This is a genomic window from Lutibacter sp. A64 (genome assembly GCF_022429565.1).
GTDB lineage: Bacteria > Bacteroidota > Bacteroidia > Flavobacteriales > Flavobacteriaceae > Lutibacter.
Genome location: NZ_CP092487.1, coordinates 3752799 through 3771928, shown reverse-complemented (window position 1 = coordinate 3771928; position 19130 = coordinate 3752799). Strand labels below are relative to the sequence as shown.

Here is a 19130-nt window from a genome sequence, read left to right as displayed (position 1 = left end):
AGTGTTAATGAGTGTTAAGCTTTTAAACCTTTTTAATTTAATAACGTCAAAGAAGTATATTAACACATAAAAATATTTAAATTATGAAAAAATTAGTAGGATTAACAGTAATAATAATGTTCTTTTCTTTAACTACAACTGCTCAAGGGCAAAGACAAAACAAAAGAGCTAATTACACACCAGAACAAAGAGCAACATTACAATCTAAAAAATTAGCATTACGCTTAGATTTAAATACTAATCAAGAAAAACAAATTGAAAAATTAATGTTGAAATCTGCTGAAGTACGCGAAAGTTATAGAGCAGAACACATGAAAAACAAACCAGACGGTACTGGACCAACAGCTGATCAACGTTTTGAACGTGAAAAAATAAGATTGGAAAAACAACAAGCTACTAAAGCCGAATTCAAAAAAATTCTTACAGAAGAACAATTTGAAAAATGGGAAACCATGAAAAAACAAACTATGAGAAAAGGAAATAGAGAAAAAGGAAACTCTAAAGGTTCTAAAAACGGTAGAGGTTCTAAAAAACAGTTTAAAAATAGATAAAAATCAGTTTGTTTAGTTTGCTGATATTAAAAGTGTTGCGATTTTATTTTGCAGCACTTTTTTTTGATTAATAAATACTACTACTAATATTTTTTATAAATTGATATAAATTAATTATCAATTTTTTTTATTTCTTTAGCAGGATTACCAGCTGCAAAAACATTATCAGGTATATTTTTAGTTACTACAGCTCCGGCTCCAACTACAACACCATTTCCTATGGTAACTCCTAGGCAAATTATTGCTCCACCACCAATCCAGACATCATTTCCAATTGTAATTGGTTTTGCAAACTCTAACATAGTTGCTCTTTCTTTTGCATTTATTGGATGGGTTGCTGTATATATTTGAACATTTGGTCCTACAAGTACATTGTTTCCAATTTTAACTGGCATAGCATCTAACACACAACAGTTAAAATTTAAAAAAACATTTTCTCCAACACTTATATTATAGCCATAATCGCAATAAAATGGGGGCTCTACCCACAAAGAATCTCCTGCTTCTCCAAATAATTCATAAAAAAGTTTATTTCTTTCTTACTTATTATTTTCGCCAAGAGAATTTATTTTTTTAAATAACAAACGTGCTTTTTGCCTCTCTAGTGAAAGCTATGAATCGCTTGTATTATAAAGCTTACCAGAAAGCATCTTTTCTTTCTCAGTCATTAAAAAAGTTTATTTTGAAACTATTAATGTTTGTCCAACACTTATAGTATTAGATTTTAAACTATTAAGTTTTTTAAGATCAGCTACGGTTAAACCATACCTTCTTGAAAGTGAATACAATGTATCTCCTTTAACAACAATATGATTTTGAAGTCTATTATTTTTAGGATATTCAAAAGACTTCCCTAAAACTTGAGTATCGTATTTGTGTAAATCATATTTTTCTATTATAGCAATTAATTTTGCAGGATACCTTCTATCTGTAGCATAACCAGCTTCACTTAAACCTTTTGCCCATTTAACATAATCTCCTGGTTTTAGTTTAAATAATTTTGAATATCTAGACCTACTTGTTAAAAATAAAGAATGGTCTCTATACGAATTTGCAGGATCTTTATACACTCTAAAACATTCACCTTTTTCATCATCATCGTGATAGGTTCTATCACCTTCCCAACCTTTATGGCATTTTATTCCGAAATGATTGTTAGACCTTCTTGTTAATAGACTATTTCCACTTGAAGACTCTAAAATACCTTGTGCTAATTTTATACTTGCAGGAATTTTATAGTTACGCATATCTCTCATTGCAGCATCTTTAAACTGCTCTATATACTCTAAAGTAGAATTTTTTATAGTTGAATTGGTATTCGATTTTACAGTTACCTTTTTAGAATCGGTATCTCTTGAAGATTTTACTACCACCTCTTTATGAGTAGTTTTTACCTTTTTTTCTGCGAGCTTTTTTTTAGATTTACAACTTACTAATAAACTGATTGTTAAAACTCCTATTAAAAAATATTTTACCTTCATTACTATACTATTTCTGCTAAATTTTTATTTTTCAAATATACATTCATTCCTTCAATTCCTTGTAAACCTCCGGTATGAATTGCTAAAATATTAGTTCCAGCATCAAAATAATCATTTTTTATTAAATCTACAATTCCAAATAACAGTTTACCCGTATAAACTGGATCTAAAGGAATGCCTGTTTCACTTTTAAATTTATTAATAAAATGAATTAAATCTTCTGAAACCTTAGCATAACCACCAAAATGATAATCTGTATTTAAACTCCAATTTTTATCAGTTAGTACATATTTTTTAATTTCATGTTTAAGAAAATCTCCTTTTAAAGCAGGAAAACCAATAGTTTTTTGATGTTTTTTCGTGGAGTTTATAATTCCAGATATTGTTCCTCCTGTACCAACAGATGAACAAATAACATTATAAATAATATCTTCATCATTTAAAATTTCTTCACATCCTTTTACAGCAAATGTATTAGTTCCTCCTTCTGGAACTAAATAAAAATCGCCAAATTGTTGTTTTAAATTAGCTATAAATACTTCTGAAGTTTTCTCTCTATACGCACTTCTAGAAACAAAATGAAACTGCATATTATGTTCTGAAGCAAACTTTAACGTAGGATTTTGTTGCAAGACTTTTTCTAAATCGTTTGCCAGTTCATCTCCTCTAATTATTCCAATTGTTTTAAAACCAAATTGAAATCCTGCAGCTGCAGCAGCCGTTATATGATTAGAAAAAGCACCTCCAAAAGTCAACAATGTTTTTTGCTGTTGTTTAGACGCTTCTATAAGATTGTATTTTAATTTTCTATATTTATTTCCAGAAATAAACGGATGTAATTGATCTTCTCGCTTAATATATAATGAAACACCTGAATTTGCTATTTCAGAAAAATAAATTTGTTGTATGTTACTTTTTTTGGCTTCTAAGAACACGCTTCAATTTTTTCTTCTAGTTGTGACCAATAATCCATTAAAGTTTCTATTTTTTGTTTTTTAGCTTTATAATTTTCGAAAAAATCTGGTTCAGCAGCTTTACTTTCATAATCTTTTTCAAGTGCAACATCCAATTCTAAAATTTCTTTTTCTAAAGTATCTATTTCAACCTCAATTTTGGCCAGTTTATTCTTTAATCTTTTTAATTCTTTCTCTTCTGCTCTAGATAATTGAACAGTTTCTTTTTTAACTTTATTAGGTTTTTTTTCAACTACTGTTCTTTTTTCAGCTTCTCTTAAATTCTCTATTTGATGTTGCTCTAAGAAAAAGTCTATATCACCTAAATATTCTTTAATTACCTTATCTTTAAAACCATACACAGTTGTTGTTAAGCCTTGTAAAAAATCTCTATCGTGAGAAACAACAATTAATGTACCATCAAAATTTTGAAGCGCTTGTTTTAAGACATTTTTTGAAGCGATATCTAGATGGTTTGTAGGCTCATCCATTATTAAAACGTTGAATGGAGAAAGTAATAATTTACAAAGTGCCAATCTATTTCTTTCACCTCCCGAAAGCATTTTAGCTTTTTTATCAACAGCTTCTCCTCCAAATAAAAACGACCCTAACATATCTCTAACACGCATTCTGTTAGTATCATTAGCGGCATCTTCCATTATTTCTAAAACCGTTTTTTCTGGATCTAAATACTCTGATTGATTTTGAGCAAAATACCCAATTTCTACATTATGCCCCAATTTTAAATGTCCGCCATGAGCAATTTCTCCTACCAAAATTTTTGCTAAAGTAGATTTCCCTTGTCCGTTTTGACCGACAAATGCAATTTTACTATTTCTTTCAATTAGTAAATTTACGTTCTCCAATACATGTTTGTCGCCATAACTTTTAGATAAATCCTCTGCTTCAACAACAATTTTACCTGGTTCTTTTGAAATTTGAAAACGCACATTCATAACAGCATTGTCATCGTTGTCAACTTCAATACGTTCAACTTTATCCAGTTTTTTTATTAAAGATTGTGCCATAGTAGCTTTATTAGCTTTGGCTCTAAACTTATCTATTAATAATTGTGTTGCTTTAATTTCTTTTTCTTGATTCTTTTGCGCTTGCAACTGTTTTTCTTTAATCTCTCCACGCAATAATAAAAACTGAGAATATGGCTTTTTATAATCGTAAATTTTACCTAATGAAATTTCAATAGTTCTGTTAGTTACATTATCTAAAAACATTTTATCATGCGAAACCAATACAATTGCACCTGCGTAGTTTTTTAAGAAGTTTTCTAACCAAATAATAGATTCTATATCTAAATGGTTTGTTGGCTCATCCAGTAATAAAATATCATTATTCTGTAATAATAATTTAGCCAATTCTATACGCATTCTCCAACCACCAGAAAAAGTACTTGTTAACTTATCAAAATCTTCTCTTTGAAAACCTAAACCTTGTAGAATTTTTTCGGTATTTCCTTTATAATTATAACCTCCTAACAGTTCATAACGGTGTGTATATTCATTTATATCTACCATTAAATCGTGATAATAATCACTTTCGTAATCTGTTCTTTCAGCTAATTCAAGATTAATTTGATCTAATTTTGCTTCAATTTGTTTTATTTCTTCAAAAGCTTGATACGCTTCTTCTAAAATAGTTCTTCCTTCTTCAAAATCTATATCTTGACGTAAAAATCCAATGCGCACATCTTTATCAAATGCCATTGTTCCGCCAGAACTTTCAATATCTTGAGAAATAACTTTTAATAAAGTAGATTTTCCTGCTCCATTTTTTCCAATTAAACCAATTCTATCTCCTTTATTTAACTTAAATGTTATTCCCGAAAACAAATCGGAACCGGCAAAAGAAACCGATAAATTATGTACGTTAAGCATTGCTATTGTAATTTAATGTATATTTTTGTGTTTTTCTAAAACCTTGCAAACTTACTATAAAAATTTTAGGCACTCAATTAAAGTTCTTATTTTAGAGCAAGAAAATATAATAAAAAATGTTTAAAAAAGGATCTAAACTCTACAGTGTATTATTTAATAAATGCCCAAGATGCCATGAAGGTGATTTTATGGAAGAAAACAACATCTTAAAATTTAAAAATGCATTTAAAATGAAAGAACATTGTTCTAAATGTAATTTAAAATATATGATGGAGCCTTCATTTTATTATGGTGCAATGTATGTAACTTATGCGCTTACAGTAGGTATTTCTATAATTACATTTATTATTTCTACACTTGTTTTTAAGCTTAGCTTGTTAGAAAGTTTTATACCTATTGTTATTGTTTTAATTTTAACCTCTCCTTTTTCTTTACGTTTTTCTAGAATAATTTGGATTAATATTTTTGTGCATTACGATAAAAAATTTACAAAAACCGAGCAATAGAAAATTCTTTATCTAGGGTTTCATTACATTCTAAATGCTTGTATAATAATTTAGCTGCTTTTGGCGCAATCATAACACCACGCGTCCCTAAACCATTTAAAATTGCCAAATTAGAATATTTTGGATGTGCACCAATCAAAGGTCTTCTATCTTTTACAGTTGGCCTAATACCAGCAATATGGTCAACTACTTCAAAAGGCACGTTTATACACGTTTTTAATTTTGTTACCAACTCTTCCTTACCTGCTTCTGTAGACTTTTGAGTGGTATCTTTCCAATTAAAAGTGGCTCCTACTTTATAATAATTATTTCCTAAAGGAAGTACAAATACTGCTGCTTTTACTAAAAAATTGATTGATAAATCAGGCGCATGTATTATTAGCAATTCGCCTTTTGCTTCTTGCATTGGCAAATAACTAAAAAATGGATTCTGTTTTAATCCAAAACCATCACAACACACAATTTTTGAAGCTTTTATTCCATTATATTCAATAGAATTAGCTTCAATTTTTAAATTATTGTATTTAAAACTTTCATTTATAAGTCGTTTTTTATTTGCTAAAGAACTTCTGTAATCTTCTAACAATAATTTTGTGTCAATTCTACCTGTATTTTTAAGTTTTCCGAAGCCAAAATCTGCACTAATACCAAAGTGTTTTTCGTGAATAATTTTAGGTTCCATATAATTTGAAAGCAATGGTTTATCACTTGCAATAAACCAATTATTTTGCTCTTCTATCGACTTAAATATTCGATAAATATTAACGGAATAATGGTATTTTGATTTGAATTCTTTTTCTAAATCTTTATAAAAAGGTATTGCAATTTCAAGTTGATTTATAGCATCCCAAACAGGTGTAAATCGTTTTAAAATTACTGGATTATACATTCCACCAGCAACTATTGACGAGTTTTGAGAGTTATCTTCAAAAATCACAAACGATTTATTATGTTTTTCTAATTCTTTTGAAAAAGCCAATCCGGCTAAACCCAAACCAACTATTATATAATCTACTTGCATTTTATGGAATTATTTTGAGTTAAAAAACCCGATATCTGGTCTCTGGTATTGAGTATTAAGAAAAATAACTTTGTTTTACTTCTTCTTCACAACTTTTTGACTTTTGACTTTTATACTATATTACTTCTCAAACGGATGTTTTGCCAATGATTTTTTAACAAATGGATGAAATTCTCCTTTTGCCCCAATTGGTTCTGCATGTCTAATATTATGAACAATTTCAATGGCTTGGCGCGGATCTTCAATACCATAACCGTTTCCTTTTAGTATTTCTTCATAAGAAACTGTATGCAAATCTGTAAATCCACCACTAAATTCAAGTTCTTCACCTTCAATAGTAATTGATCTGTAGGTACGTTGCCCTTTTGCTTTAATTTCGTCTGGTAAAACATCGTAATTTATTGATAAAAACCAGCGAACTCTTGCTTTTTCAAACTCTAAATATCCTGCAGATCTATCGTGCGTATTTACATGTACGGTATTTTGTTTTAAGTCGCCGAAAATCCAAGATAACATATCAAAAAAATGCACACCAATATTGGTTGCAATTCCTCCTGCTTTTGAAACATCACCTTTCCAAGAAGTATAATACCAATGTCCGCGAGATGTTAAATACGTTAAGTCAACATCGTAGATTTTATCTTTTGGTCCGTTTGCAATTTTTTCTTTTAAAGCAATAATGCTAGGGTGTACTCTTAATTGTAAAATATTGTAAATTTTATTACCTGTTTCTTTTTCTATTTGAGCTAATGCATCTATATTCCAAGGATTTAAAACTAAAGGTTTTTCACAAATAGCATCAGCTCCTTGTCGTAATGCAAAACGAATATGCGCATCGTGTAAATAATTTGGCGTACAAATACTTACATAATCTAGTTTTGTTTTTTGTTCGTATTTTAATTTTGAAATATGACGATCGAAACGCTCAAATTCTGTAAAAAAGTCTGCGTTTGGAAAATAACTATCTATAATACCAACACTATCGAATTTATCTAAAGCAGCCACTAAATTATTATTGGTTTCTTTTATTGCTTTCATATGGCGTGGAGCTATGTAACCACTTGCTCCTATTAGTGCGAAATTTTTCATTGTTAATTTGTTATGCGTTATAAGGTGTTAGTTGTTTCGTTTCCCTATTTGATAATATTCAAATCCTTTTTCTTCTAAATTAAACACATTATATTGATTTCTACCATCAAAAATAACAGGTGTTTTTAATTGTTTTTTTATTTCTTCAAAATCTGGTGAACGAAATTCTTTCCATTCTGTTAATAACAACATAGCATCTGCTTTTTGAAGTGTTTCGTATTTAGAATTTAAATAAGCTACATTTTCAACTCCTTTTAAATAAAATAGTTGTGCTTCCTCCATCGCTTTTGGATCATAAGCCTTAATTGTTGCACCTCTTTTTACCAATTCTTTTATAATATAAATTGCCGGAGCTTCTCGCATATCATCTGTTCCTGGTTTAAAAGCCAATCCCCAAACTGCAAACACTTTCCCTGTTAAATCTTCTCCGTATTTTTCAACTATTTTTTCAGAAATAATTAATTTTTGAGCATCATTAACCTCTTCAACAGAAGTTATTAATTTAGGAGTATAATTATGATCTTCAGCTATTTTTTTTAATGCTTTTACATCTTTAGGAAAACAAGAGCCTCCATAACCACAACCAGGATAAATAAAACTGTAACCAATTCTTTTATCTGAACCAATTCCAATACGTACCTGATTGGCATCTGCACCTACTTTTTCACAAATATTAGCAATTTCATTCATAAATGAAATTTTTGTTGCCAACATAGCATTGGCCGCATATTTGGTCATTTCTGCAGATCGAATATCCATTGCTATAAAACGTTCATGAGACATACAGAATGGTGTATACAATTGCTTCATTTTTTCTAAAGCAGTTGCTCCTTCATAACCAATAACCACTCTATCTGGCTTCATAAAATCGTTAATTGCAGCTCCTTCTTTTAAAAATTCAGGATTTGAAACCATATCAAATTCAATAGCAATACCTCTTTTATCAAGTTGCTTTTGAATGGTTTCTTTAACTTTATCTGCCGTACCCACTGGCACAGTTGACTTATCTACAACTACCAAGTTTCTTTGCATAAGATCACCAATATTTTCGGCTACTTTTAGCACATATTGCAAATCTGCAGATCCATCATCGCCCATTGGAGTACCAACAGCTATAAAAACTATTTCAGCATCTACCAATGCTTCTTTTAGATTTGTTGTAAACTGAAGTGTATTTCTCTCAATATTTTTTTTCACCATTGGCGCTAAACCAGGTTCAAAAATTGGAAGAATTGATTTTTTTAAGTTTTCAATTTTATTAGTATCTATATCTACACAGGTTACTTTATTTCCCATTTCTGAAAAACAAGTACCAGATACTAAACCTACATATCCAGTTCCTATTACTACTATATTCATTATTAATTTATTATCGTTTAACTTTTAATTTGAATCTTACTTTGACTTAATCTTCAGTCTTAGTCATAGTTTTCAGCCCTACAGCTTCCCCTGTACTTTACAATTCAAAAAACCTTTTACATCGTATATAATTCCTTTCGGATTCAAATATTTATTAAAATCTATTTCTAAAAATTCTTTATGAGAAACTGCTAATACAATTCCATCAAATTTATTTTGAGGCATATTTCTAAATGTTTCAATACCATATTCTTGCTTAACTTCTGCACTATTTGCCCAAGGATCAAAAATAGTAACATCTGTACCAAACTCTTTTAGATTTTCTATTACATCTACTACTTTTGTATTTCTAACATCCGGACAGTTTTCTTTAAAAGTAATTCCTAGAACTAAAATTCTTGAATTTTTTACTTTAATATCTTGTTGCACTAAAAGTTTTACCACTTCAGATGCTACATAATTGCCCATACTATCATTCATTCTCCTACCTGCTAAAATAATTTCTGGATGATAACCAACTTCTTGTGCTTTTTGCGCCAAGTAATATGGATCTACACCAATACAATGTCCGCCAACTAAACCAGGTTTAAATGGTAAAAAATTCCATTTTGTACCTGCAGCTTCCAATACCGCTTGCGTATCAATTTTTAATAGATTAAATATTTTTGCCAATTCGTTTACAAAAGCAATATTAATATCTCTTTGCGAATTTTCTATCACTTTTGCAGCTTCAGCAACTTTAATTGTTGGCGCTAAATGTGTTCCTGCGGTAATTACAGATGTATAAAGCTCATCTACTTTTTTACCAATTTTATGCGTTGAACCCGAAGTTACTTTTAATATTTTATCAACAGTATGTTCTTTATCTCCTGGATTAATACGTTCTGGAGAATAACCAACATAAAAATCTTTATTAAAATTAAGCCCTGAGATTTCTTCTAGAATTGGAACACAAACTTCTTCTGTTGCTCCTGGGTAAACTGTAGATTCGTAAATAACAATATCGTTTTGTTTTAAAACACTTGCAACAGCTTCACTCGATTTAATTAATGGAGTTAGATCTGGCTTGTTTTTTTTATCAACTGGCGTTGGCACTGTTACAATATAATAATTACAATCTTTTATATCTTCTAATGAAGTAGTACAATACAACCCTTTTTCACTTTCTGAATTTGTTACAAGCACATTTTTTAAAACATCTTCTGAAACCTCTAAAGTACTATCTACCCCATTGTTTAATTCAGCAATACGTTCTTTATTGATATCAAAACCAATTACATTATATTTAGTTGCAAATAACCTAGCTAAAGGCAACCCTACATAACCTAAACCTATAATTGCTATTTTTATTTGTTTTTTCATTTTTATTTTTGGTTGCTACTCATTAGTTATTAGCTTCGAATTTGTTGACAAAATCAAAACTAATACCTTAACCTTTATACTTGTTAATATACCACTCAACCGTTTTTAATATCCCAGACTCAAAGTTTTCAGCTGCTTTCCAACCTAATTCATTTTCAATTTTACTAGCATCAATGGCATATCTAAAATCGTGACCAGCTCTGTCCTCTACATATTTAATTTGATCTTTATAACTTGTTTCTTTTGGCACTAAATCATCTAACAACTCACATATTTTAGTTGCGATATAATTGTTATTACGTTCATTTTTTCCGCCAATATTATACACTTCGCCACTTTTCCCATAGTCATAAACCATATCAATCCCTTTACAATGATCTAAAACATAAAGCCAATCTCTAATATTTTTTCCATCACCATAGATAGGAATTTCTTCCCCAGCTAATGCCTTTCTAATTACTGTTGGTATTAATTTTTCATCGTGTTGATGTGGACCATAATTATTAGAACAATTTGTAATAACTGTGTTCATACCATAGGTATGGTGGTAACTTCTAACAATCATATCACTACTTGCTTTTGAAGCACTATAAGGAGAGTTAGGTGCATACGGAGTTTCTTCTGTAAACAATCCGGTTTCACCTAAAGTTCCATAAACCTCATCTGTTGAAACATGTAAAAATCGTGCATTTTCAAACCCATTTTTATACACAAATGGCTTTTCCATCCAATATTTGTAAGCTACATCTATTAACGTAAATGTTCCTTTAACATTGGTTTCTATAAAAACATCTGGTTTACTTATTGAATTATCTACGTGAGATTCTGCAGCTAAATGAATAACCCCGTGTACTATATAATGTTCAAACACACGTTCCATTAAACCACGATCGCAAATAGAACCATGTACAAAAGTAAAATTCTTCAATTTTTTTACTGCATCTAAATTTTCTATATCGCCGGCATACGTTAAAGAATCTACAACTACAATTTTAAAATCTGGATACTTAGCAACTAAATATTCGACTAAATTTGAGCCGATAAATCCAGCTCCACCTGTAACTAAAATAGAATTCATAATTTACTTAATTTTATTTAAACATTGTTTTAAAGAATCTTGCCAAGATAGTATTTCAACTTTAAATACTTGCTGTACTTTATCAGTATTTAACAAACTATATTTTGGCCTTTTTACTTTTGAATTAAAATCTTTTGATAAAATTGGAACTATAGTACACTCACTATTGGTTATTTTTGCTATTTCTTGTGCAAATTGAAACCAGCTACAAGTTCCTTTATTTGAATAATGATATGTTTCAACTTCTTTATTTTTTATACTTGGAATTATTGTAAATAAAAAATTTGCCAAATCATTAGCATTTGTTGGAGAACCTATTTGATCTGAAACTACTTTTACAGTTTTATTACTTTTAAATAACCTTAACATAGTTTTTACAAAATTTGTTCCGTGTAAAGAATACAACCAAGATGTTCTTATAATCACCGAATTTTCTGGATTTACTTTCAACAAAGCGTTTTCACCCTCTAATTTAGACTTACCATAATTATTTGTAGGGTTTGTAGTAGCTGTTTCTAGATAAGGTATTTTTGAATATCCATCAAAAACATAATCTGTTGAAATATGAATTAATTTAATAGTATACTTTTTAGAAACTTCTGCTAAATTTTCTACTGCCAAATGATTAATTTCAGTTGCTAAGCCAAATTCATCTTCTGCCTTATCTACAGCAGTATATGCTGCACAGTTAATAATTATATTTATTTTATTCTCGTTAACAAAATTTGAAACAGCATTAAAATCTGAAATATCTAACACACTTTTAGTTGCAAAAAAACAAGTATAATTCGGATAATTTTCTGCAATACTTTGTAAAGAAATCCCTAATTGACCATTTGCACCCGTTATTAAAACATTATTCATACATCTTAAAAGTTGGTTCAAATAAATCGGCTTTGTTAAAAGGCACTTGTACTTTATCTTTTTCTGAAATAATTAACTTATCTTCAGAAAAACCCCAATCAATAGCAAGTTCTTGGTCGTTATACAAAATACCTCTTTCTGCTTTTTTATTGTAATAAGCATCTACTTTATAACAGAAAATAGTATCATCGCTTAAAGTTAAATACCCGTGTGCAAATCCTTTAGGAACAAAAAGTTGGTGTTTATTTTCTTCACTTAATTCAACAATAACTTTCTCGCCAAATGTTTTAGAGTTTTTTCTAATATCAACTACCACATCCAATACTTTTCCTTTTATAACTCGCACCAATTTAGATTGTGCAAAAGGTGGTAATTGATAATGCAAACCACGCAGTACTCCTTTTGAAGATTTTGCTTCATTATCTTGACAAAAATCTACGCTATAACCAATAAATTTTTCAAAAGACTCTTTTTTAAAAACTTCATAAAAATAACCTCTATCATCTTTAAAAACAGTTGGTTTACAAAGTACTACTTCTGGTATATTTGTTCTTATAAATTCCATTAAAATTTGTTAATTCTAGTTCTCTGTTGATATTTATTGGTTTAGCTCTCAACACCGCTAAACCTCAATAAATTTATTTCATCTTCACTTCTACATCTCATAAACAACTCCTAATCATCGCCTTGCTAAATTCAATAAATACTGGCCGTAACTATTATTTTTATATTCTTCTGCTAGTAACAATAACTCTTCCTTATTTATATAGCCCATTTGAAAAGCAATTTCTTCTATACAAGCAATTTTTAAACCTTGTCGTTTTTCAATAGTTTGAATAAAATTAGAAGCCTCTAAAAGAGAATCTTGAGTTCCCGTATCTAACCAAGCATAACCTCTTCCTAACAATTCTAATTTTAAATTTTTCTGTTCTAAATAGGTTTGGTTTACCGTTGTAATTTCTAATTCGCCACGTTTACTTGGCTTTATATTTTTAGCAATTTTAACTACACTATTCGGATAAAAATACAAGCCCACAACAGCATAATTGCTTTTAGGTTTTTCTGGTTTCTCTTCAATGCTTAATACATTTTTTTCTGCATCAAATTCTGCGACTCCATATCTATTTGGATCTTGCACATAATACCCAAAAATTGTTGCTTTCTTATTTTCTTTTACAGATAAAACAGCATCGTTTAAACGCTTTTCCATACCTGCACCATAAAAAATATTATCTCCTAGAATTAAACAAACATCATCATCTCCAATAAATTTTTCTCCTAAAATAAACGCTTGTGCTAATCCATCTGGAGATGGCTGTTCAACATATTCAAACCGCATTCCAATGGATTTACCATTTCCCAATAATTTTTTAAAATTCGGTAAATCTTGAGGAGTTGAAATTATTAATATTTCTGTTATTCCAGAAAGCATTAAAATAGAAAGCGGATAATAAATCATAGGCTTATCATAAATAGCCAACAATTGTTTTGAAGTACCTTTAGTTATTGGATATAAGCGTGTTCCTGAACCCCCTGCTAAAATTATTCCTTTCATTTGTAACTATTTATTATTTCAACCATTTCATAATTTAAAAACGGAAATTCTACACTTTAGTATTTAAAATCTAGATTTCAACAAAAATAACCAATTAATATTGAATAGCAATTGCTTTTAAAGAAACTCTACGGCTTCATTTATTTAAAATTCAGTACCATTTTAGTGCTATTTTCACATCTTAAAAACAATTTAGCATCTTAAACACCAAACCTCATTTAAAAAAACACAAATCTTAATAAATATTCATTTTATTTAAATATTTTACAATATTTTTTCATATTTTAACTTTTTTTAAAAAAAATACAACAATTTTAAATTTTAACACAATAACAAAACCCCCTTAATTATTTAATTTATGAGCAGCAATTCCTCACAAAATTCCTCTACAACAAAACAAACAAACCCTATAGCATTAAAAGATTACAAAACATATTTAGATTATTATTCTTCAAAAAAATTAATACCGATGCCTTTTGAAGATTTTTTAAAAAATTACAGCAGTTAATTATACATTTTAAACCTAGCACAAAAGATATTTAAAACACGTATTTTTTAAAGGTAAAAAGGATTTGTTTTTTTTCGAATCACTATTTTTCAACAACTGATTATTATTTCTTGTTTAATATTCCCTAAATTTGTAAAAATATATAAAAAAATAGATGTTAATAATAGGAATTGCCGGAGGAACAGGAAGTGGTAAAACAACCGTAGTAAACCAAATACTAAACGAATTACCCGCAGATGAAGTTTGTGTTATTTCACAAGACTCATACTACCATGCAACTCATAATTTAAGTTATGAAGAACGAAAAAAAATTAATTTTGACCACCCAAAAGCTATCGATTTCGATTTATTGGTAAGTCACTTAAAAGCACTTAGAAAAGGAGAAATTATTGAGCAACCCGTCTATTCTTTTGTTACCCACGACCGCACTATAGACACGCTAATTACACACCCACGGAAAGTAATAATTGTTGAAGGAATTTTAATTTTTAACAACAAAGAATTACGCGATATTTTCGATATTAAAATATTTGTTCATGCAGATACTGACGAACGTTTAATTAGAAGGGTTAGGCGAGATATTGAAGAACGAGGCAGAGATGTAAATGAAGTATTAACACGATACCAAAACACTCTAAAACCTATGCATCAACAATTTATTGAACCAACTAAAAACTATGCAGACATTATTATTCCAAACGACAGATACAATACCGTAGCTATCGACATCGTTAGAACCGTTATAAGTCATAAATTGTAATTTAATGAAATTAAAGCAGTTTCTAAACAAACCAATTGTAAAATTCATCTCAAACAAATATGTGTTAATTCTAGTAACATTTATAATTTGGATGACCTTTTTTGATGAAAATTCTTGGCTTAACCATAGAGAGTTTAACCTAGAAATTGAAAAACTTAAAAGCGAAAAAGAGTATTATATTAATGAAATTAAAAAAGACGACGAATTAATTAAAAACCTTGATGATACTGAAGAATTAGAAAAATTTGCTAGAGAAGAATACAAAATGAAAAAAGAAAACGAAGAAATTTATATCATACAATATGACACCATAGCAAAATAATAACGTACTTTTATTTCATACTTATTCAACACTTAAAACTATGTCTAATTTTTTAACAAATGAATTTCAAACAAGTTCTGCGGCCGCTTGGAAACAAAAAATTCAATTTGAATTAGACGGAGCAGATTACAACAAAACACTTTTAACAAAAACAACTGAAGGTATTACAATAAAACCCTTTTACCATGCAGACACTTTTGAAAAAGTAGTTGTTCCAACACCCGAAACAGGTTTTAAAACCTGTAAAACCATTGTTATAACATCAGAAACCACAGCTAATTCTGAAGCACAATCAGCTATAAAAAAAGGCATAACCGCAATTTTATTTAAAGCTACACAAGCTTTTAATACTTTAGAAGTATTTAAAAATTTATTGAAAATTAATATTGAATTTCATTTTGATTTAAACTTTTTATCTGAAAACTTCATCAATGAACTTTATAACACTTTACAAGCTGAAACTTTTTATTTAAATATTGATCCTATTGGTAATTTAACCAAAACCGGAAACTGGTTTAAAACGTCTAATAACAATTTTTCATTACTTGAAAGTTTTATAAAAAACAACCCTAAAACATTTATTTTAAGCGTTGATGCAATCACATACCAAAATGCTGGCGCTAATACCACACAACAAATTGCCTACGCGCTAGCGCATGCAAATGAATATTTAACAAAATACGGTAGCGAAATTGCAAATACCATTCAATTTAAATTTTCCATAGGAAGCAATTATTTTTTTGAAATAGCTAAAATTAGAGCTTTTCGATACCTTTATAATTTAATATTAAGCAACTACAATACTTCTGCCATTGCTAAAATTTACACAACACCAAGTTTAAGAAATAAAACTTTATTCAACACTTCAATAAACACATTTCGTTTAACATCCGAAACTGTAAGTGCTGTTTTAGGAGGTGCAAATACAATTAACATAGATGAATATAATAGTTCGCATAAATTCACCGAAGATCAACAACAACTCTTAGACCTTATACAGCAGTTTAAAGATAAAAAAGATACCACTGAAGACTCTTACTATATTGAATCTTTAACCAAACAATTAGCAGAAAAAGCTTTACTAATTTTTAAGGATATTGAAAAAAGTGGTGGTTTTTTAAATCAATTAAAAGAAGGAACTATACAACGAAAAATAGCAGAAAACGCTCAAAAAGAACAACTCGAATTTGACTCTAAACTTTTTTTAGATAAAACAGAGAGCAACTTAAAACCTACTTTAATAGAAAACACAAAAAACAAACCGCAAAAAACATTAATAACTCCAATACTTTCTAAAAGATTATCTGAAAAGGTGGAACAAAAAATAAGAAAAAATGAAGCGTAAAGATTTTTCAGACATAGAAATTACGGTTCAAAACAAAAAAAACACTTTTTTTGAACATGAAAATTATATTGCCGGAACCGCTCCTTTTTTAAGAGGTATAAATAGCACAATGTACCTTCAAAAACCTTTAAAAACACATATTTTAGTTGATTTTCCTTCACCAGAAAAAAGCAATACATTTATTAAAGAACATCTTTTAAAAGGTTACAATTTTTTTGTATTAGATATAAATACAGGTACTTCTCACGAAACAGTTTCAGGTGTTTCTACACCTTCTATTGAAGCAATGAAAATATTACTTCATAAAATTCATTTAGAAAAATTATCAATTACACTAAGTACAAACAACTCTATTTTAACTGTTTTAAGCCTGTTTATTGCAGCTACAAAACAATTAAAAATCCCTCAAGAAAACTTAAACCTCTCAGTAAACTTAACTCCTAAAAACACAATAATTGATAGTTATTTTCAGCAAAATACAGTTGAAACTATATTAAAATATACAATCAAAAATTTACCAAATTTTAATACTATTGCAATTACCACACCCATAACTCACACCCAAAAATCTACTAAAACAGACGTAGCTTACTTTTTATCAGCTACTTCTAAAAGTATTAGTTATTGCATTTCAAAAGGAATTAAAATAGATACAATTGCAAAAAAAATCTCTTATAATTATACTATTAAAGAAGACTATTTTTTTGAAATCTCTAAAATAAGAGCAACAAGAATGCTTTGGGCTAAAATGTTATTAGAATTCACCCCAAAAGAGCAACAATCTTTAGCATTGCAAATCCACGCCCTTAACAACTTTAACAATTACAACAAAGTAAACACTGCATTTTTAAGTGGTATACAAAGTATACTATCAAACAACTTAATTTCTGATTTTATCCAACAACAAACTTTTGTTTCAAAAACAGTTGATCCTTGGGCTGGCTCAGCAACTATTGAAAAACTTACAGAAGAAATCTTAAACGATACGTGGCAATTTTTTAAAGAAATTCAGAAAAATGGCGACTTTTCTAAACAACTACAACAAGAAAGTGTAACATCTTCCAATTCAAAAGCAAAAGAAAATAAAGAAAACTTACTAGAATTAATTATAAAAAAAATTGAAAAATATAGTACTTTAGAGCTTCTTTATAAAAACATCAAGAATTAACACAATATTATCTTAAAATTTATAGAATGTCTGACAATTATTTTAAAAATCACCCAAACAAAGAAGGATTTTTTAACGAGTATGGTGGAGCATTTATACCTCCACAACTAGAAGAAGAAATGAAAAAAATTAATGATGCTTATTTTTCAATAAGTAAATCTCATAAATTCATTTCAGAACTTCGTGATATTCGAAAGCATTTTCAAGGCAGACCTACTCCAGTTTATCATTGTCACCGTTTATCACAAAAATATGGTGGTCAAATTTATTTAAAACGTGAAGACTTAAATCATACTGGCGCACATAAACTAAACCATTGTATGGGAGAAGCGTTACTTGCCAAACACATGGGAAAAAAGAAATTAATTGCCGAAACTGGAGCCGGACAACATGGTGTTGCTCTAGCTACAGCAGCAGCATATTTTGGTCTAGAATGTGAAATTCATATGGGTGAAGTAGATATTGAAAAAGAATATCCAAATGTACTTAGAATGAAAATTCTTGGAGCCACAGTAGTTCCAGTAACACACGGTTTAAAAACACTAAAAGAAGCTGTTGACAGCGCTTTTGAAGCATATTTAAAAGACCCAGTAACTTCAATTTATTGTATTGGTTCTGTAGTAGGACCACACCCTTTTCCAATGATGGTCCGCGATTTTCAACGTATTGTTGGTATTGAAGCCAAAGATCAATTTTTTGAAATGACTGGAGAATTACCTGATAACGTTGTAGCTTGTGTTGGAGGTGGAAGTAATGCAATGGGAATATTTTCAGCATTTTTAGAAAATGAAGAATGTAAACTTTTTGGTGTTGAACCAGGCGGTAAATCGCTAGAAACTTTAGGTGACCATGCTGCAACTATGACTCTAGGAAAACCTGGAATTATTCATGGATTTAAATGCTACACCTTACAAGATGAAAAAGGCGAACCTGCGCCTGTTCATTCTATCGCCAGTGGTTTAGATTATCCGGGAGTTGGCCCAGAACACAGTATGTTAAAAGATTTAAAGAAAGTTAATTACACAACCATTTCAGACAAAGAATGTATAGATGCCTTTTTTGAATTAAGCAGAATGGAAGGGATTATACCTGCTTTAGAAAGTGCACATGCTGTAGCGCACGCATTTAAATTAGCAAAAGAAAACCCTAAACAATCTATTTTAGTTAATCTAAGTGGTCGTGGAGATAAAGACTTAGATTATGTTGTAGAAAATTATGGCATTTCTGAATAATTATCAACTTCAATAAAATAAATTAAAAAAACCCATAACTTAGATTTTATCCTAAATTATGGGTTTTACAAATATTAAATGGAG

20 protein-coding genes are annotated in these 19130 nt (G+C 29.3%); 8 read left to right on the top strand and 12 right to left on the bottom strand.

The features are described from left to right. Positions 1–83: 83 nt before the first annotated feature. Entirely contained in the window at positions 84–551 is a 468-nt protein-coding gene (locus tag MKD41_RS15345) for a hypothetical protein (protein ID WP_240243220.1), read from the top strand. Positions 552–661: 110 nt separating this feature from the next. On the opposite strand, the gene MKD41_RS15340 is transcribed toward MKD41_RS15345, so the two are convergent. From MKD41_RS15340 to MKD41_RS15325, 4 genes are all read right to left on the bottom strand, one after another. Further along, positions 662–1042 (bottom strand): sugar O-acetyltransferase, encoded by a 381-nt coding sequence (locus MKD41_RS15340; protein WP_371824274.1) that lies wholly within the window; start codon positions 1040–1042, stop codon positions 662–664. 186 nt (positions 1043–1228) lie between these two features. Beyond that, on the bottom strand, positions 1229–2032 hold the full coding sequence (locus MKD41_RS15335) for a glucosaminidase domain-containing protein (protein ID WP_240243219.1): 804 nt from the start codon (positions 2030–2032) through the stop codon (positions 1229–1231). A gap of 2 nt (positions 2033–2034) precedes the next feature. Further along, entirely contained in the window at positions 2035–2967 is a 933-nt protein-coding gene (locus MKD41_RS15330; protein ID WP_371824273.1) for a 1-aminocyclopropane-1-carboxylate deaminase/D-cysteine desulfhydrase, read from the bottom strand. Continuing rightward, positions 2958–4877, bottom strand: coding sequence for an ABC-F family ATP-binding cassette domain-containing protein (locus MKD41_RS15325; RefSeq protein WP_240243218.1), 1920 nt, complete (start codon positions 4875–4877; stop codon positions 2958–2960). The genes MKD41_RS15330 and MKD41_RS15325 overlap by 10 nt, the downstream gene beginning before the upstream one ends. A 116-nt stretch (positions 4878–4993) precedes the next feature. On the opposite strand from MKD41_RS15325, the gene MKD41_RS15320 reads away from it, so the two are divergent. Next, positions 4994–5383, top strand: coding sequence for a DUF983 domain-containing protein (locus MKD41_RS15320; RefSeq protein WP_240243217.1), 390 nt, complete (start codon positions 4994–4996; stop codon positions 5381–5383). Here the strand turns inward: MKD41_RS15320 and MKD41_RS15315 are convergent. The 8 genes from MKD41_RS15315 to rfbA form a co-directional block, all read right to left on the bottom strand. Next, positions 5364–6404 (bottom strand): NAD(P)/FAD-dependent oxidoreductase, encoded by a 1041-nt coding sequence (locus MKD41_RS15315; RefSeq protein WP_240243216.1) that lies wholly within the window; start codon positions 6402–6404, stop codon positions 5364–5366. The two genes, MKD41_RS15320 and MKD41_RS15315, sit on opposite strands and share 20 nt — an antisense overlap. A 120-nt stretch (positions 6405–6524) precedes the next feature. Next, positions 6525–7493, bottom strand: a complete 969-nt coding sequence (locus MKD41_RS15310; protein WP_240243215.1) for a Gfo/Idh/MocA family protein — start codon at positions 7491–7493, stop codon at positions 6525–6527. 27 nt (positions 7494–7520) lie between these two features. After that, positions 7521–8852: a UDP-glucose dehydrogenase family protein gene (locus MKD41_RS15305; protein WP_240243214.1), complete on the bottom strand. Its 1332-nt coding sequence runs from the start codon at positions 8850–8852 to the stop codon at positions 7521–7523. A gap of 78 nt (positions 8853–8930) precedes the next feature. After that, positions 8931–10214: a nucleotide sugar dehydrogenase gene (locus MKD41_RS15300; RefSeq protein WP_240243213.1), complete on the bottom strand. Its 1284-nt coding sequence runs from the start codon at positions 10212–10214 to the stop codon at positions 8931–8933. A 67-nt stretch (positions 10215–10281) separates the two neighbouring features. Continuing rightward, positions 10282–11292, bottom strand: a complete 1011-nt coding sequence (rfbB, locus tag MKD41_RS15295) for a dTDP-glucose 4,6-dehydratase (RefSeq protein ID WP_240243212.1) — start codon at positions 11290–11292, stop codon at positions 10282–10284. A gap of 3 nt (positions 11293–11295) precedes the next feature. Then, on the bottom strand, positions 11296–12156 hold the full coding sequence (gene rfbD / locus MKD41_RS15290; protein ID WP_240243211.1) for a dTDP-4-dehydrorhamnose reductase: 861 nt from the start codon (positions 12154–12156) through the stop codon (positions 11296–11298). Further along, positions 12149–12721 carry a dTDP-4-dehydrorhamnose 3,5-epimerase gene (gene rfbC, locus MKD41_RS15285; RefSeq protein ID WP_240243210.1) on the bottom strand — a complete coding sequence of 191 codons (573 nt, stop codon included), beginning with the start codon at positions 12719–12721 and terminating at the stop codon, positions 12149–12151. The genes rfbD and rfbC overlap by 8 nt, the downstream gene beginning before the upstream one ends. 114 nt (positions 12722–12835) lie before the next feature. Continuing rightward, positions 12836–13711 carry a glucose-1-phosphate thymidylyltransferase RfbA gene (rfbA, locus tag MKD41_RS15280; RefSeq protein ID WP_240243209.1) on the bottom strand — a complete coding sequence of 292 codons (876 nt, stop codon included), beginning with the start codon at positions 13709–13711 and terminating at the stop codon, positions 12836–12838. 358 nt (positions 13712–14069) lie between these two features. Here rfbA and MKD41_RS15275 point away from each other — a divergent pair, with 358 nt between their 5' ends. From MKD41_RS15275 to trpB, 6 genes are all read left to right on the top strand, one after another. Then, complete coding sequence (locus MKD41_RS15275) at positions 14070–14219, top strand: hypothetical protein (RefSeq protein WP_240243208.1); 150 nt, start codon at positions 14070–14072, stop codon at positions 14217–14219. A gap of 154 nt (positions 14220–14373) precedes the next feature. After that, positions 14374–14979 (top strand): uridine kinase, encoded by a 606-nt coding sequence (udk, locus tag MKD41_RS15270; RefSeq protein ID WP_240243207.1) that lies wholly within the window; start codon positions 14374–14376, stop codon positions 14977–14979. A 4-nt stretch (positions 14980–14983) separates the two neighbouring features. Continuing rightward, a complete protein-coding gene (locus MKD41_RS15265; protein WP_240243206.1) occupies positions 14984–15301 on the top strand; it encodes an FtsB family cell division protein in 318 nt (105 codons plus the stop codon). Between the two features lie 40 nt (positions 15302–15341). Beyond that, on the top strand, positions 15342–16646 hold the full coding sequence (locus tag MKD41_RS15260) for a methylmalonyl-CoA mutase family protein (protein ID WP_240243205.1): 1305 nt from the start codon (positions 15342–15344) through the stop codon (positions 16644–16646). Beyond that, on the top strand, positions 16636–17814 hold the full coding sequence (locus MKD41_RS15255; protein WP_240243204.1) for a methylmalonyl-CoA mutase family protein: 1179 nt from the start codon (positions 16636–16638) through the stop codon (positions 17812–17814). The genes MKD41_RS15260 and MKD41_RS15255 overlap by 11 nt, the downstream gene beginning before the upstream one ends. 26 nt (positions 17815–17840) lie before the next feature. Then, the gene (trpB, locus tag MKD41_RS15250) at positions 17841–19046 is read left to right on the top strand and encodes a tryptophan synthase subunit beta (RefSeq protein ID WP_240243203.1); all 1206 of its coding nucleotides are present in this window, start codon (positions 17841–17843) and stop codon (positions 19044–19046) included. Positions 19047–19130: the final 84 nt, after the last annotated feature.